This window comes from uncultured Alteromonas sp. (genome assembly GCF_963976965.1).
In the GTDB taxonomy this organism is placed as follows: Bacteria; Pseudomonadota; Gammaproteobacteria; order Enterobacterales; family Alteromonadaceae; genus Alteromonas; species Alteromonas naphthalenivorans.
On the sequence record NZ_CAXBMP010000009.1, the window covers coordinates 39,850 to 56,458 of the forward strand.

Below are 16,609 nucleotides of genomic sequence, written 5' to 3' on the forward strand. Positions count from 1 at the left end.
CTCCGACGACTATTACGGCCACATAGTGGTAGCAGACATATCCATTTCGGTATGTTCTACCTCAGGGCCTAAAACCACTTGCTCACCTTTGCGAACAAATACCGCCAGCTCATTCAAACCTAGGATTTGCTCGTAGTACTTACCGCCTTGGTAAGTGTCTTCGTCGGTAGGTGAAGTGCTAGCAGCATTAAAACGAACCCAATCACCTTCTGGTAAATAGAACTTCACTTTACCGCCAGGCACAATACAAGGCACCACTAACAAGCTTTCGCCGCACATGAATTGTTGCTCAAACTGGCTAGCAAGTGGGTCGTTAGGGAAAGCGAGTGCCATAGAACGCTGCACTGGTAAGCCGGTTTCACTGGCTTGTTGCGTAGCTTTTTCTAAATAAGGCAGTAAGCGGTAACGCAGCTTTAGCGCATTAAAGACAGCATCAGACGCTGCTTCACCGTATGACCAAGGTTCGCGAGGGCCAATGCCATGCAGGCGCATGTGAGCAGAGAATACTGATGCCTGTGCCCAGCGAACGTAGAGTTCAGCGTCGCGGGTATCTTTATAGAACCCGCCTATGTCGGTGGCGAAGAATGGACCACCCGACATGCCCCAAGATAAGCTACCGCGGATACTCGCAGCTAGACCATGCCAGTCTGCTTGAGGATCGCCGCCCCACTGGGCAGGAAAACGTTGGCTGCCGGTCCATGCTGAACGACTGAACAGAAATGGCCCGGTTTTACAGTATTTCTCAGCCGCTTCGTACACGCAGCGGTTATACAGCATGCTGTATACGTTATGCAGGCGGTCACCTGAGTCACCACTGTAAGAGAGCATGTTGTCATCTTCTAACTGCTCACCAAAGTCGGCTTTAATCATATCAACACCCAATTCGAACAGAGGCTTGTGTGATTCTTTCCAAAATTCGTAAGCGTCAGGGTGGGTGAAATCTAAAATACCTGAATCAGGTAGTGGCGTAAGTACTTCACCGAAGGGGCTTAAATCCCATTCGTAGCGATAAGCTTCGCCCGTGCGTTTGTCTTTAATTAACCAGCCTTTTTCAGCGGCCTTTGCGTACAGTGGATTTTTCACTGAAATCATGGGGTATTCCCATACGCAAATTTTAAAGTCCATTGCTTTTAGTTCATCAAGAACCGGCTTAGGATCGGCATAGCGAGTTGGGTCCCATTCAAATGCAAAACGGGTATCGGTGTCTTGCCACGCTCGGCCATCTAGCGTAATGACGTCGCAAGGCATGTTCTTTTCACGCACTTCGCGGGCAACAGCTAATAGCTCTTGTGAGTCTTTATAGTAGGCCTTGGAAAGAATAACGCCTAGGCTCCACTTTGGTGGAACAGGGGCAAAGCCGGTTAAGCTACTGTAAGTATGAATACTTTTCGCCGGGCTATCACAATGATACAAGAACATATCTAGCAAGGTGTCTTCTACCACGCAAACGTATGCCCGCTGCGACCAAGGCGCATAGCCCACACCGTGCGTAACCGGCGTTGGCGTGTGAACAAAAAGGTTCCAGCCTTCAGGGCTCCAAGCGTAAGGGGTATTTTTATAAGACTTTTCCGTGTTTACGCCAAGTGCATCATGATTATATGAACGAACCAACTGGCCGCGTTTATCTAGCTTGCCCCACTTTTCACCTAAGCCGTATATGGATTCATCGTCGCCAAGTTCTAGGCAAACAATCCAGCCCGCATCGGTTTTCGCGAAAGGCGGTAGGCGATGTTGGCGCACAAAGTGACCGTCGGTAGCCGATTCTTGTACTACAATATCGTTTCGATAAAGTTTGAAATGAAGTGGAGCAGAAAAAAGCGCTAAACGATAGTCTCCTGCATTAACGGTGCAGTGTTGCTCATCGCCTGTGAAAACCAGTTGCTGAGTATCTGGCGTAGTAATAAGCATGCCATAGTCAAAGCCATCATCTAACGTGGCATTTTCTCCACCTTACTGAATACGTAGGCCGAATTGGCTGATAGAAAATAGTAAACTGCCATATTGGGTAGGCACCGCTAGGTGATGATCGTCTTTCAGATAAGGGCTCGCGGTAATGTCTGCCGCCTTTATGCTGTTCCAGTCTGGCTCGGTTACCGAAAATGCATTACTCATATCACTTCACTCTTCGTGTCTTATATAAGACATAAGTTAATGAAATGTAACTTGGCTGTCAACGAGCAATTACACTTTTCAGTGCAAAATATTACAAGTGTGGGTTGTATGAGAAACGGCGAATGGCGTTATTGCTATTAGTTGATGCTTCTAGCCTGTGTTTAGTTAAACACGTGGGGCACGTTTTGAAGAATCAAGGTTAGCCCACTAAGCGCTAATGTACTAATGGCCAGTAATCTTACCACGCTTGGTTCAACTCGCGCAGCTAGTAGCCTACCAATGCGCGTAAAGATTAAGATCAGGGGGATAGCAAAGAGGGTAGATACAACCGTAGTATGATCGGGCAGTGTCCCAAAAGGTACCATGGCTAAACGGATAAGCGCGGTAACACTAAAGATTGCAAGCAGGGTATATCGCACTTCGTGCACAGACCAATTCTGGCGATAACACTGAAATACAACAGGTGGCCCAAAAGTAGAAAATAACCCGCCTAATATGCCGCCCAATGCACCAGACACCAAAAAGCCCCACCCTTTGCCTGAGGCAGCAGATTGGCTTCTTTTCACAATAAGTAGCAAACAGCAGGTTAATATTGCCAGCCCAAGCAGAATATTTAACCAAATCGACAATCCAGCGGAAAGGTATTCAAGCAGAGCATAGCCTACTGCGATAAAAGGTATGCCACCAATCAACACAAGCGTGAAGGCTTTGCGGTGGATAAGGTGAACATTCTTCAAGACAATACTGGTTGAGTTAACTAACCCTAAAGCGCTAATTAAAAAAGTGGTGGCGGTAAGGGGAAGTAAATTAAACAAGGTAAAACTAGATACCACCATTAACCCAAAGCCAAACCCACTTAAGGTTTGCAGTACAGTAGCAAAGCCCAATAGAATGAACATAGGGACTAGGGTTTCAAGTAACATTTTGCATCTACACCTGTAGTTGAGTGTGATTTACATCAAAAATGCGCTATAACTCTTGTGTATGATATAACAACAAAAATTAAGCATTAGGTTAGGGTTTCATGTCTTCATCTCAGTTCGACCACAAACTAAGTGGTCCCAGTCTTGCGTTCCAACCGCTCTATCAGCAAGTTGCCGAGTATATAAAGCAGCTCATTGTGGAGCGCCGGTGGCAGCCTGGTGAAATGTTGCCAAGCGAGTTCAGACTAGCTGATGAATTTAACGTTAGCCAAGGCACAGTTCGTAAAGCGTTAACCTTGCTTACCGACACGAAAATTGTAACACGTCGCCAGGGTGTAGGTACCTTCGTTTCCGAGCATACTGCACAAGATGCCCTGTTTCGATTTTTCCCGTTGCAAGCTGATGGCAAGGGGGCAGACCTACCCAAAGCCGAGCTGCTTGGCATAGAACTCATATCCCCAGATAAAAACGTACAAACCGCGCTAAATCTATCCGGTAAAGAGCGAGTGACAAAACTTGAACGTCGCCGCATTTTAGATAACGAGTTTTGTATGCTGGAAACGATTTTCCTGCCTGCTAAATACTTTGCCGGTATGCACGAACGCAAAGATATTCCACATACCTTATACCATTTTTACCAAACAGATTTTAATCAAACCGTCTTTAAAACCCGAGACGGTATTAAAGCGGTACTGGCCTCAGATAACGATGCCAAGCTACTACAAATAAAGGCCGGCGAGCCGTTGTTGCTGGTAACACGGGTGACAGAGTCTATAGACGGTAAACTGATTGAATATCGCGAAAGCAAATGTAGGAGCGATCACTATCATTACCAAGTAGAGCTCGATTAAATCAGGGCTAGCAACCCTTCTACTCGCTTAGCGCACAACCTTTTTAAATCGCCACACTCTGTACATATTGCTGCTACTTTTAATGCAGCTCCTATCAGCATTCTACGCTTTAATAGCGATGCCTTTAAAACCAGGGACCTTTAAAGTTATACCTACAAAATAAGGGCTTCGGTAGACCGTCATTCAATAACGTCACTTCGTTATAAACACAAAAACCACTTCGCGAGTATCAAAAAGTGAGTGCCCAATTTATTTTGTTAACACTTTGTTGACATGGCATGCGTCCTATAATAACTTATGTCTTATACAAGACTAAAGTCTTTTTTATTAAACAGGATTAAAGATATGAACGCGTTAGAGAAAATTCCTGAGGTTGGGTTTGGTTTCTGGAAGGTAGATACCGCCATTTGTGCTGATACAGCATACGAGGCCATAAAGGCAGGCTATCGTCATTTAGACTGTGCCGCTGATTATGGTAATGAAAAAGAAGTGGGCGAAGGTATTCAGCGTGCTATTAAAGATGGTCTTTGTACCCGTGAAGAGCTTTGGATCACATCTAAGCTTTGGAATACCTTCCACGCGCCAGAGCATGTGCCGCTAGCACTTGAAAAAACATTGAGCGATTTACAGCTAGATTATATCGACTTGTACCTTATTCATTTCCCAATAGCGCAAAAGTTTGTACCTATTGAAACTCGTTATCCACCAGAGTGGTTTTACGATACTACGCAAGAGAACCCAACGATGGAGTTGGCGCCTGTTCCACTTTATAAAACATGGGAAGCCATGGAAAGTTTGGTAGATAGCAAAAAAGTAAGCCGTATTGGTGTGTGTAATTACAACACTGGGCTACTTCACGACCTAATGAGCTATGCCCGTATCAAGCCTGCCATGTTGCAAATTGAGTCACACCCTTACCTAACACAAGAACGATTGATTCGTTTAGCGAAAGACTACGACATGAACGTTACTGCGTTCTCGCCACTTGGTGCACTGTCTTATCTTGAGCTAGAAATGGCGGATAAAACGGAGTCGGTACTAGAGCAAGACGTCGTGAAAAAAGCAGCTACGGCTCATGGAAGAACACCTGCACAAGTGGTACTTCGCTGGGGCGTACAACGTGGCAATGCCATTATCCCTAAAACGTCGAAGCCTGAAAGAATGCGTGAGAACTTAGCGTTGTTTGATTTTGAACTTACCGACGAAGAAATGCAGGCTATTTGTGCGCTTAACATGAATCGACGTTTTAACGATCCGGGGCACTTCTGTGAAGCAGCCTTTAATCGTTTCCACCCTATTTACGACTAGGAGAGTACTATGAGCAACGCAATCGAATATGCCAATGTGCCAACCCAACACCGCTATAACGGTCAAGTCTTCCCGCAAATTGTGGTGAATAACGATGGCTGTAAAACCGTTGAAGAAACGGTGATGTTTATTCAACAAAATCAGGCTGAGCTAGAAGCACAACTCGCCATATCGGGGGCGTTGTTGTTTAGAGGGTTTCCTTTAAACTCTGCGGAAACCTTTGATATTTTTTCAGCCGGTTTTGGTTATGCAAACTTCACCTACAAAGAGTCGCTATCTAATGCAGTTCGCATTAATTTCACAGAACGGGTTTTTACTGCAAACGAAGCGCCTAAAGATGTAGAAATTTTCTTACATCACGAAATGGCACAAACGCCAATTTCACCTAGCAAAGTATTCTTTTACTGCCAGTCAGCAGCCGACGAGGGTGGTGCGACACCCTTATGCCGTTCAGATAAATTGTTTGAAGCATTAAAGGCTGAAAACCCAACGCTTGCTAGCGATTTTGCTGAAAAAGGCTTGAAGTACACTACCACCATGCCTGCTGCCGATGATGCTAATTCTGGTCAAGGCCGCAGCTGGAAAAGCACGTTAAGTGTAAAAAGTACAGCAGAAGGCGAAGCCAAATTAAAAGAGCTCGGCTACAGCTGGGAATGGTTGGAAGATGGTAGCTTACGCGCCGTTACTCCTGAGTTACCCGCGGTTATTGATTTAGGCGATGGTTCACATTCATTTTATAACCAATTAATCGCGGCTTACATGGGGTGGAAAGGTGTGCGTGAAAATCCATCTTCAGCCATCACCTTTGGCGATGGCTCTGCTATTCCAAAAGAAGGGTTAGAGCGAATTGCTGAATTGTCGCAGCAGTTTACTTTCGACCTCGAGTGGCAAGACGGTGATGTTGCCTTGGTTGATAACTATCGTGCGATGCATGGCCGCCGTCCCTTCTCGGGTGAAAGAAAGCGCCAAGTGTTAGTGGCACTTGTTGCTGCTGAGCGTTAATTGTTATGACCGAGTTTGCCGCAAAGTGTAAATCGATTTGGCCTGGTTTTGGTATTGCTACAATAACCGGTATGGCAGCGCTTTTTTTAAGTGAGCATTATGGCGCCCCTGCCATGTTGTTCGCGCTGTTACTGGGTATGGCAATCTCATTTTTGTATCAGGCCGATGGGGTGTGCAAATGCGGCATTGATTTCACTGCCAGCACGCTATTGCGTGCCGGTGTAGTGCTGCTTGGTTTGCGCATTGCTTTGGACGACTTAGTCGTACTCGGTTGGCAAACTGCGGCAATGCTTGCCTTTGCTATTTTCTCAACCATAGTGTTGGGCGTGGTAATGGCAAAAAGCGTAGGAATGCAGAAACGCTTTGGCGCACTAACTGGCGGCTCGGTAGCCATTTGTGGCGCCTCTGCGGCATTAGCGATTTCTACTATTCTGCCTGCTGGCAAAAACCATGAACGAGATACTTTGCTCACGGTGATTGGTGTAACGGCCATGTCGACTATCGCTATGATTGTTTACCCGATTATCGCAGGTCAGCTAAACATGAACGATACCGAAGCGGGTATTTTCCTAGGCGGTACTATTCATGATGTGGCCCAAGTGGTAGGGGCCGGTTATTCGGTATCTGAAGATGCCGGCGATATGGCTACGCTCACTAAACTCGTGCGAGTTGCCATGTTATTGCCTGTTGTTATGATCATGATGGTGATAGTAAAACGTGCACACAGCAGCGTGCAGGATCTCGATGGCGAGATGCCTAAACTACCCGTGTTCTTAGTGGGTTTTGTGGCTCTTATGCTATTAAATAGTTTTGTTACCCTACCTGAAGTGGTTATCGATTCAGGTTCACAGATATCACGCTTTTTCCTTGTGGTATCAATTACTGCCATCGGTATGAAATCAAACTTAGGTAAATTGGCTGAAGTGGGCATGTTACCTATTGTACTTATTGTGACTGAAACCCTGTGGATAGCTTTGCTTATTTTAGGTTATCTGTTTTTGAACTAGTTCTTGAGTTAGCTTTTTTAAGTTAGTTTTTCGTCAAAAATGCACTCGTAAAGGAGGCAATGCGTGCCTATCTCAAACAAATCTAAGCAGGGTGTGAGCACGCATTCTGAATCATCAGACCAACAGCCTTTAGTAAACAAAACCGGTATACATGCCCTTTACGCCGAAAATCCTATCGCCGCCGACGAACAGGTATTTGGCAGAAAAACCGATGGCCTTACACGCCGTGGTTTTCTATCAGGATTTAAAACCCTCTCATTATTACTAGGCGCAGAAATTGTTTATGGCCGTTTTATGCCAGCAGGGCTTATTCCCGCAGCATTAGCACAGACAGAAACGCCCTTTAGCATTGAAGGTAAAGACGGGTTAGTGGTATTAAACGACAGGCCTATTAACGCCGAAACACCCGCGCATTTACTTGACGATAAGATTACGCCAGCGTCGAAATTATTTGTGCGAAACAACGGGATTGTACCTGAAATAACGCCTAAAGATTTTGATGAAAATGCGTGGACACTCACTATTGAAGGGGAGTCGGCAGCAACATCACGCACTTTCACGTTAAGTGAGCTTAAAGCCAATTTTAAACACTACACCTATCAATTAACGCTTGAGTGTGGCGGTAATGGTAGAGCTGAATTTTCGCCTGCGGCCAGCGGAAATCAATGGACTACCGGCGCGGTAGGCTGCCCGTCATGGACGGGAGTACGTTTAAAAGACGTACTTAACGCAGTAGGTATCAAAGATGATGCTGTCTACATTGGTTACTACGGTGAAGACTTGCATTTGAGTCGAACGCCGGGCAAAGCAGCTATCTCTCGTGGCGTACCTATTGGCAAAGCGCTAGAAGATGAATCGTTAATTGCTTTTGAAATGAATGGCGAACCGTTACCGCTTATGAACGGCTTCCCTATGCGGTTAATGTTTGGCGGTTGGCCTGCTTCCACATCGGGTAAGTGGCTGTCTAAAATTGTTATTCGCGATCGGGTACACGATGGCGCGAAAATGGGCGGCAATGCCTATCGTGTGCCGTGCAAACCAGTCGCACCAGGCACGAGTGTGCCAGAAGACGAAATGTGTATTATTGAAGCCATGCCGGTGAAATCCTTGATTACCCACCCCAAGTCCGGTGCCGAGCACAACAAGGGCAAAGCGTTGGCAGTACGCGGGCATGCATGGAGCGGCGAAGCTTCAATAGCCAAGGTGTTCACCTCAATTGATTTTGGGCAAACTTGGCAACAAAGTACTTTGTCGAAGCCAGTTAATAGGCATGCTTGGCAGCACTTTAATTCAGAAATTAACTTCAAGCAGGCTGGCTACTATGAAATTTGGGCGCGAGCTGAAGATGCAAATGGCCGTTCTCAGCCAATGGTGTTACCTGGTTGGAACCCCAAAGGTTACTTAAACAATGCGTGTCATCGCATTGCAGTAAAGGTAGTGTAGCCAATGAGCAGGCAGAGAAGCGCGCTAATGCTATCGGTGTTATGTGCTACATCACTAGTAACGCTAGCTAACGAACATAAGCTCAACCCCGCGACAGGGCTTGTTGATGCTACGGGGCATAATATGGTGGCTGCACACTGTACTGCCTGTCATTCCGCTAAGCTTATTTCGCAAAATCAAATGAGCCGCGAACGTTGGCTTGAAACTATTCGCTGGATGCAAAGCACACAAAAGTTATGGCCCTTAGGTGAGGCTGAACCTGTCATCTTAGATTACCTTACGACGTGGTATGGGCCCAAAATCCAAAGTCGACGTGCACCTATTCCAGCTCATCTAATGCCACAAGGATCAGACTAGTTTCATCGCGGCTAAAAACTAAAACACCTAGTTTACAAACATCAAAAACGGGAGCCTATGCTCCCGTTTTTGATGTTTGTAATCTAGATGCTAGGTAAGGTTAACTTAAGCCCAGATAGGCGAAGCTAAGCCCAGCTAAACTAAACATTAACTCGCTAGCCCAGCAATCACTCGCTATGGGCACGCAATGTCTGACATTAGCGCATCATCACTAGGAGCATTTGCTTCAAAGCGTACATTAGATACCAATAACGATGCCGACGCGTTAGCGTTAAGCGCAAATGGTGAGAAAAGCTCAGCAAATGACGCGCCTGCTTCTACGAAACAGCGTGAAGGAATAACAATCGTCTGCCATTCGTTTGAATTCGCCGCGAAGCTATTTAACGGCAACGACACACCGCATTCACTGCTACTACAACCAATAGACACACTAAGGTTATCTAGGCCTTCTGCTAATTTCACATCAAGCACAAGTGCCGATTCATCTTCACTGTAATCACGCATATCTTCAGGGAAGGGCGAATAGAAGCCTACAGTCGCTTGGTCAGTAAACGTTAGCGATAGGCTATCTTCTTGCACCATGCGGTCAGTGGTACGTACACTTGCGCCTTCAGATTCCACCGTATTGCTTGCTACCCTAGTATCACCCGAGGCGTCTTTAATTATTAACTGCCAGGGCTTTTGTGTAGAAAGTACGTAAATATCATGAGCAGGTAACGGTGCGTTCGCATCAACGCCAGTTGATTCAGACAGCGGTGCTTCGATAGGATCAGACTCGCCGAATGCTAAACCATAACCGTAAGCAAATTGTGCAGTATTGCCATCATCTTTATTCACAATTTGGTTCGGCGTTGCTGGCCATGAAAATGACAATTTACCGTGCATAGGGTAGTTAATGTCACCATTTTGCTTGGTGAACAATACATCGGCAACACCTTGGCCTTCAGAGCCAGGTAACCAGGCTACTACAAATGCATCACTGGCGTTAATTTCTGGGTTTACCCACAATGGGCGACCGGTAATGAAAACCGATACCACAGGAATACCTTGGGCTTGGAAGGATTTCAACAGCGCAAGATCTGACTTGTCGCCACGTTGATATTCAACATTTGAAATATCGCCATTGCCTTCAGCATAAGGGTTTTCACCAAATACGATAATCGCCACATCAGGTTTGCTGTCTGTTGAACCTTGTGCATCAAACGCTGTTCCTTCAAATAGCGTAGCGGTTCCGCCAGCTGAGTTAACCGCTTGCTCAATACCCTCAAAAATAGAGGTGGCGCCTGGGAAATCACTATTTTGGTTACCCGTGCCTTGCCACGTTATAGTCCAGCCGCCTGATTGCTTGCCAATATTATGCGCAGCATCACCCGCTACCACTACGTTCATATCAGGTGCTAGTGGTAGTAATTTATCTTGGTTTTTAAGCATCACTAAAGACTTACGAACCGCAGCGCGAGCAATATCGCGATGGGCTTGTGCACCGATAATCTCGCTATTGCCTGATAACGCACGGTTAGCCGGAGAAGGTTGCTCAAACAAGCCCATGCGCACTTTAACCCGCAATACACGGCGTACCGCATCGTCTAAACGAGACTGTGGAATAACCCCAGATTTAACCTGTGCAATGGTGTTTTCGTACAAAGGTTTCCAAGCACTGGTAGGCACCATAAAGACATCAAGCCCAGCATTCATAGCCTGAGGGCAGCTTTCGTTAGTACAGCCTTCAATTTGACCATGACCGTTCCAGTCACCCACGATGAAGCCGTCAAAACCCATTTTGTCTTTTAGCACATCAGTAAGTAAATATTTGCTGCCGTGAATTTTCTTGCCATGCCAGCTGTTGAATGAGGCCATTACCGACTGTGAGCCGGCATTTAAGCCTTCAACGTAGCCTTGTGCGTGAATGCGAAATAAGGTTTCTTCGTCAGCAATGTTATTACCTTGATCGTCGCCACCTTGTGTTCCGCCATCGCCAATAAAGTGCTTTACCGTTGAGATAACATGGTTATCGTCAATGCTGCCACTGGCAATATCGCCTTGCATACCAGATACAATGGCTTTAGCATAAGCGCCTACAATGGCAGGGTCTTCTGAATAGCTTTCATAGGTTCTTCCCCAACGATCATCACGGGCTACCGCAACAGTTGGCGCGAATATCCAATCAATGCCAGTCGCACGTACTTCTTTGGCAGTCGCTTCGGCAATTTGAGTGATAATGGCAGGGTCGTTCATCGCACCCAAACCAATATTATGTGGAAACAAGGTAGCGCCAATGACGTTGTTGTGACCATGTACTGCATCGGTTCCCCACATGGTTGGAATGGTGCTTCCGTCAACAGAGTCGTCTATTGATGCTTGATACATGGCATCGGCAATGGCAATCCAATCTTGAGGTGTAGCGTGCTTATCATTATTGGGAAATGCACCACCGCCATTTAAGTACGAACCAAAACCGTAGGTACGCATGTCTTCAAGGGTAACATCGCGAATTTCAGGCTGTATAGTTTGCGCCACTTTTTGCTCAAGGGTCATAGTCGCTAAAATAGCGTCTACTTTTTCTTCTACCGCTTCGCTATTTTCTGTACTAAAGGTAATTTCAGGCCAAAAGTCGGGTACTGTATTGTTAACGGTTTGCTCAGCGTTAGCCTTGGCGCTAGCATCGTCCTTGGCTGGCTGACAACCCGCCATGACCAATGCTGCGGCAATTAATGAATATGTACTTAGTTTCATAAAAATCCCTTGTTTATTTGTGGCTAGCAGCCAAGTTAACGGTAGCACCACGAAGCCCGTAATAAGCAATATATAAATAGCAAATAACCGGCAATAAGAAAGAAAGTTGAACACCCACGTTGTCAGCAATAACACCTTGCAGCAGCGGTACAATAGCACCGCCAACTATGGCTAAACACAACATACCAGAGGCTTGTGCTGTTTTTTGGCCTAGGCCCTTTAATGCCAAGCTGAAAATGGTGGGGAACATAATAGAGTTGCAAAGACCTACTGCTAAAATTGACCACATGGCGATATTGCCGCTGCTGCATACTGACACAACAATGAGTGTACATGAGGCAAATGAATTAACGGCGAGTAGTTTGCCCGCGGCCACTTTTTGCATTACCGCGGCGCCAATGAAACGCCCTACCATAGCGCCACCCCAATAATAGGCTATGTACTTAGATGCTTGGCTTTCGCTCATGCCTTTAATGCTTTCTAGTCCAAAGTAGTTGACTAAAAAGCTGCCAATCGCAACTTCAGCGCCTACGTATAAAAACAAACCTAGCGCACCCAATGACAGGTGGCGATGTTTTAATAAACCGGTATCTGTCGTGGTAGCGACATCCATTTCACTGTGCGTGGGTGAGGGAAGCTTCACTTTAACCATAACCACAGCCATGGCCACTAATACAGCGGCCAATGTTAAATAGGGAAGGACTACCGCATTTGCATCTACTGCTGCGTTTTCCATTCCTTCATGGGCACCAAATAACACGATGCCACCAATAATTGGCGCGACTGTAGTACCCAACGAGTTAAACCCTTGGGTCATGGTGAGTCGACTAGAAGCGGTATCTGGGTTACCCATAATGGTTACCAAGGGGTTTGCAGCCACTTGCAAAATAGTGATACCTGAAGCTAATACAAACAATGCCCCTAAGAACATCCAATACTGAGTGAAAAGCGCTGAAGGAATAAATAGCACACAGCCCACTGCAGCAGTAATTAACCCCACACCAATGCCTTTTTGATATCCGGTCGCACTCACTAACTTTCCGGCTGGAATAGAAATAAGAAAGTAGGCGCCAAAGAAGCACGATTGCACCAGCATAGCTTGAGTATAAGAAAGCGAGAATAACGCTTTCAAATGGGGGATCAGAATATCGTTAAGTGCGGTAATAAAACCCCACATAAAAAATAACGACGTTAACGTAGCTAACGCAAGTTGACTGGTGGTTGTAGACCCAGCCGTGGTTTTTATTGTTTGATTCATAGGTAACGCCCTGAATTCACTTGTTAGTAAACGAAATTTCGTGTTCGCATTTGGCTTGTTGGTTACTTTGCGTTAACGAATTGGTTCGGTATTTGTTAACACTTTGTTGGTCAGTATAGGGGGCGAAAATGAAAATGCAAGCGCTTACATTGTTTGATTGTATGCGTTTACATTTTTATTTAAATATTACAATTACCTGCTGTGTTCTCCTGCCTTTTTAATAGTTTGACCTTGCATAGTTAATATTATTTACCAATAGCACTTGCTTTTTCTCCTTAAATAAATAAGATCAAATGCAAATTGTTATCATTTGCATTATTGATTAGAAAGTAAATTAAATGAATCATTCTTACACTGTTACTTTGCTATTAGCGAGCACGCTACTGCCAACATACGCCCTAGCCGAAACCGAGGCGCCGGTTGAACGCGTTGTGGTAACGGGAACACGTACACCCAAGCTTCTAGGTGCATCTCCGGTAAAAGTCGATGTGATAGATAAAGCGGAAATTTCAAGGCTCAGCAAGGGAACGCTTCGGCAAGTGCTGGAAGTTATGCCTGGGGTTGTGGTTAGGCGCAGTCAAAAAGACGGGTATAACGTACAGTTAAATGGCTTTAATGGCGACCATGTATTGGTGTTAATTAACGGTCAGCCAGTTATTTCTCCAACAGGCTCTTCAGTCGATTTAGATCAAATTAGCGTTGCCAACATTCGACAGATTGAAATTGTACGCGGCGCAGCATCGGTTCTTTACGGTAGTTCAGCCATGGGGGGCGTTATCAATATTATTACTGATGTGCCAGAAGGCTCACAGTTATCCGCCGACTATGAACTTTCTCACTACAGTGATGATGGGCTCGACAGCGATACCCTAGGGCACACGGCTAAGGTTAGCGCGGCTAAAGAGATAAAGCACTGGCAGCTAGGATTGACCGCACAGCATATTACGAACCCCGGCTTCGATTATGACCCTGATACCGTGTCTCAAGATGGTGGTGCGGTGGATAAATCCTTCGTGCAGTTTTCCTTATCAACAGGTATCAATGACCTCGATTTTAGTTACAAAGGCCAATGGCTAGATGAACAGAAAGACAAACCTCAGTCCTCTATTCCAGGGCAAGCTAGCATTATTAGTTATGTGTCTAGCGTTACCCAATGGCAGCACGATGTAAAACTTGCTGAACAGCAGAATTGGCATGTTAATGGGCGCTATTTGTCTCACGATGAACAAAGCGGTAATACCAATGGCTTGCGCCAAACCGATATTCAATTAGCGGAAATTGAGGCGCAGAAAATTCTATCTTTGGGTGATGTTGAGTGGGTAGGGGGGTTGGTAGCCCATGCTGATAACTTAGACCAGCAAAATGTGGCAACGGGAACGGTAGAAGTTGACGATGTTAGCCGAGAAAGTACCGAAGCGTACTTGCAAGCCAATTGGCAGCAAAACGATACTCAAGCCTTATTGGGCCTTCGAGTACAAAATGATTCTGATTTTGGTTGGCATACGGCAGCAAAGCTCAGTGGTAGTCAAAGCTGGAAACTTGATGAAACCACACTACAAGTACGTGGCGGCGGTGGTACCAGTTATCGAGTACCTAATTTAAAAGAGCGTTACTACGTGTTCGATCACAGCAACCTAGGTTACATGGTATTGGGCAATGAAGACCTTGTGCCAGAAACGGCGCTAAGCGCCAATGTAGGATTGAATGGGCGATTAACTCCGAAACAAAGTCGATGGTGGTATCAGGCCGATATCGATTTTCATTACACAGAAGCAGAAGACTTTATTACCACCGCGGTAGATGTAGAAGCATCACAAGAGGCCGGACTTGATATCTCTGTGTACGAAAACCTCGATGAAGCCACGCTTTACGGTGCTGATTTGAGCGTAAGCGCGCAAAACGATAACTGGCAGTGGCAACTTAACTATAGCTACTTACATGCCGAAGATGGTGATTCTGAGCGCTTGCCCGAACGGCCCACTCATTTAGTGAAAGCCTCAGTGACCTACCAATTTGATAAAAGTGATACCAGCGTTCAATTGTATGGCGTGCATGAAAACGACGTTTCTCCCACCTCTGGTTACACCGTTACCGCGAAAGACAGCTACACCACCTTAAATGCCGTGGTGCAGCATGACTTTTCTCGCCACTGGCAAACCCGCTTGGGGGTTGAAAACCTTACCGATGAACATCGCTCACCCGATTCACTTTCGGCGGGGGCTTTTGATGCTCGGCCTATTTCAGCTCGCCGAGTTTATTTGGGCGTGAGTTACCAATACTAACCCTCTGGAAAGATCCAGTACTTAAAAACAAAAAACTTAAAAATAGAGAACTTAGGAACCAATATCTAAAGACAGAAAAAGCCAGCAATAAGAAACAATAACAGAATTAGATCATAGCGCCGTTTACTCAATTAATCCCAACGGCTAAACACACAATATAGAAAAGGAAAGAACACATGAATAAAAAATACTTAGCATTATTACTTGCTGTGTCTCTGGGGCTTGTGGCCTGTGGTGGCTCTGATAGTAGCGATCCAATCGTTGAAACGCCTGACCAAAGCGGTGAAGACAGTGACGAGGAAGCAGATGACAGCTCGGGTGATGAAGGTGAAAGCAGCAATGAAGTGGCCACAATTTACGGGCCATATAGCACAGGCAGTACATCTGAACCTGTTGCTGTTTATTTTGATTTAGATACACAAACCCAAGTGACCCTGACTGAAGAAGAAGCCGCGATCGACACCACCTGGGATATAGGCTTTAAACGCACTTCGGTATTTTTAAACACAGCACAAGAGACGCCGGTAAGCGTCTACTTTACTGCCAACAACAGTGATTTCTACGACGAAAATGGCGCAGCTGTGGCAGATTTATTTCTAAATGCGACCGCTGATAGCGAACTTGATGATTATTTAGCGGTGACAACGAGCGACGTGCCAGATGCAGAGGCATTTTCTACTGATGCTGAGTCTGCCGTTATTGGCGAAACCTTTTATAATTATGACACCACAACCCATGTAGTAAGCGCGGCTAGCGATATCTACTACGTAGTGTCATCCGATGAAAACTACACCAAATTCCATGTGACTGACATTGTGACTGAAGGGCGCGGTATTGGTGAAATCACATTGGGCGTCATGCATCAAAGTGTACTCGATGGACAAACTACGTTTGCTGAAGAAGTGTCGCTAAGTGTTAATGCAGTAGGCTGTACTGCGCCTATTTACATCGATTTCGATGTGCAGCAAGAGGTGACTGAAACCGATGCATGGGATATCACTATCCCTTGCGCTGATGAAGCGGGTGAATTTACCCTGTCTATTGCCGATGATGCAACTGTACTTCGTACCGATGCTGACACCTATGCCGGAATAGATACCGAAGCCGCTGCATTTTATGGTTTCAGTGCTGAAACCGTTAGTGACTATGCGTTTACGGCTAACAACTGGTACTACTACGACAGCACAAGTCACTTACTGTATTCCCAGTTTGGGGTATACCTTATTCAAGCGGGCGACAGCGTATTTAAATTCCAAATAACTAGCTACTACGATGAAGACGGAACGTCGGGCGCTTACAGCTTCCGCGCTGACCCCGTTACCGAGGAGTAATT

Annotated in this window: 11 protein-coding genes and 1 pseudogene; 8 read left to right on the forward strand and 4 right to left on the reverse strand. The window is 45.8% G+C overall.

The window, feature by feature from the left end:
* Window positions 1-12: 12 nt before the first annotated feature.
* Both AAC006_RS09130 and AAC006_RS09135 read right to left on the reverse strand, forming a co-directional pair.
* Window positions 13-2,112, reverse strand: a pseudogene (locus AAC006_RS09130) (alpha-xylosidase).
* A gap of 161 nt (window positions 2,113-2,273) precedes the next feature.
* Window positions 2,274-3,035 (reverse strand): sulfite exporter TauE/SafE family protein, encoded by a 762-nt coding sequence (locus AAC006_RS09135; RefSeq protein WP_126873857.1) that lies wholly within the window; start codon window positions 3,033-3,035, stop codon window positions 2,274-2,276.
* A gap of 101 nt (window positions 3,036-3,136) precedes the next feature.
* On the opposite strand from AAC006_RS09135, the gene AAC006_RS09140 reads away from it, so the two are divergent.
* The 6 genes from AAC006_RS09140 (at window position 3,137) to AAC006_RS09165 (ending at window position 9,003) form a co-directional block, all read left to right on the forward strand.
* Window positions 3,137-3,886, forward strand: coding sequence for a GntR family transcriptional regulator (locus AAC006_RS09140; RefSeq protein ID WP_013786422.1), 750 nt, complete (start codon window positions 3,137-3,139; stop codon window positions 3,884-3,886).
* 345 nt (window positions 3,887-4,231) lie between these two features.
* Window positions 4,232-5,194, forward strand: a complete 963-nt coding sequence (locus AAC006_RS09145) for an aldo/keto reductase (RefSeq protein ID WP_126873856.1) — start codon at window positions 4,232-4,234, stop codon at window positions 5,192-5,194.
* A 9-nt stretch (window positions 5,195-5,203) separates the two neighbouring features.
* Window positions 5,204-6,196, forward strand: a complete 993-nt coding sequence (locus AAC006_RS09150; RefSeq protein ID WP_126873855.1) for a TauD/TfdA family dioxygenase — start codon at window positions 5,204-5,206, stop codon at window positions 6,194-6,196.
* 5 nt (window positions 6,197-6,201) lie between these two features.
* A complete protein-coding gene (locus AAC006_RS09155) occupies window positions 6,202-7,203 on the forward strand; it encodes a putative sulfate exporter family transporter (RefSeq protein ID WP_126873854.1) in 1,002 nt (333 codons plus the stop codon).
* A 63-nt stretch (window positions 7,204-7,266) separates the two neighbouring features.
* Window positions 7,267-8,646, forward strand: a complete 1,380-nt coding sequence (locus tag AAC006_RS09160; RefSeq protein WP_126873853.1) for a sulfite oxidase — start codon at window positions 7,267-7,269, stop codon at window positions 8,644-8,646.
* A 3-nt stretch (window positions 8,647-8,649) separates the two neighbouring features.
* Window positions 8,650-9,003, forward strand: coding sequence for a hypothetical protein (locus tag AAC006_RS09165; RefSeq protein ID WP_126873852.1), 354 nt, complete (start codon window positions 8,650-8,652; stop codon window positions 9,001-9,003).
* A 174-nt stretch (window positions 9,004-9,177) separates the two neighbouring features.
* Here AAC006_RS09165 and AAC006_RS09170 read toward each other — a convergent pair whose 3' ends face one another.
* Complete coding sequence (locus tag AAC006_RS09170; protein ID WP_339891153.1) at window positions 9,178-11,736, reverse strand: glycoside hydrolase family 3 N-terminal domain-containing protein; 2,559 nt, start codon at window positions 11,734-11,736, stop codon at window positions 9,178-9,180.
* Window positions 11,737-11,749: 13 nt separating this feature from the next.
* Window positions 11,750-12,994: a sugar MFS transporter gene (locus AAC006_RS09175; RefSeq protein ID WP_339891155.1), complete on the reverse strand. Its 1,245-nt coding sequence runs from the start codon at window positions 12,992-12,994 to the stop codon at window positions 11,750-11,752.
* Between the two features lie 338 nt (window positions 12,995-13,332).
* On the opposite strand from AAC006_RS09175, the gene AAC006_RS09180 reads away from it, so the two are divergent.
* Together AAC006_RS09180 and AAC006_RS09185 are read left to right on the forward strand one after the other, a co-directional pair.
* Entirely contained in the window at window positions 13,333-15,276 is a 1,944-nt protein-coding gene (locus AAC006_RS09180; protein ID WP_013786413.1) for a TonB-dependent receptor, read from the forward strand.
* 176 nt (window positions 15,277-15,452) lie between these two features.
* The gene (locus AAC006_RS09185; RefSeq protein ID WP_339891158.1) at window positions 15,453-16,607 is read left to right on the forward strand and encodes an HmuY family protein; all 1,155 of its coding nucleotides are present in this window, start codon (window positions 15,453-15,455) and stop codon (window positions 16,605-16,607) included.
* The last annotated feature ends 2 nt before the right edge of the window (window positions 16,608-16,609 follow it).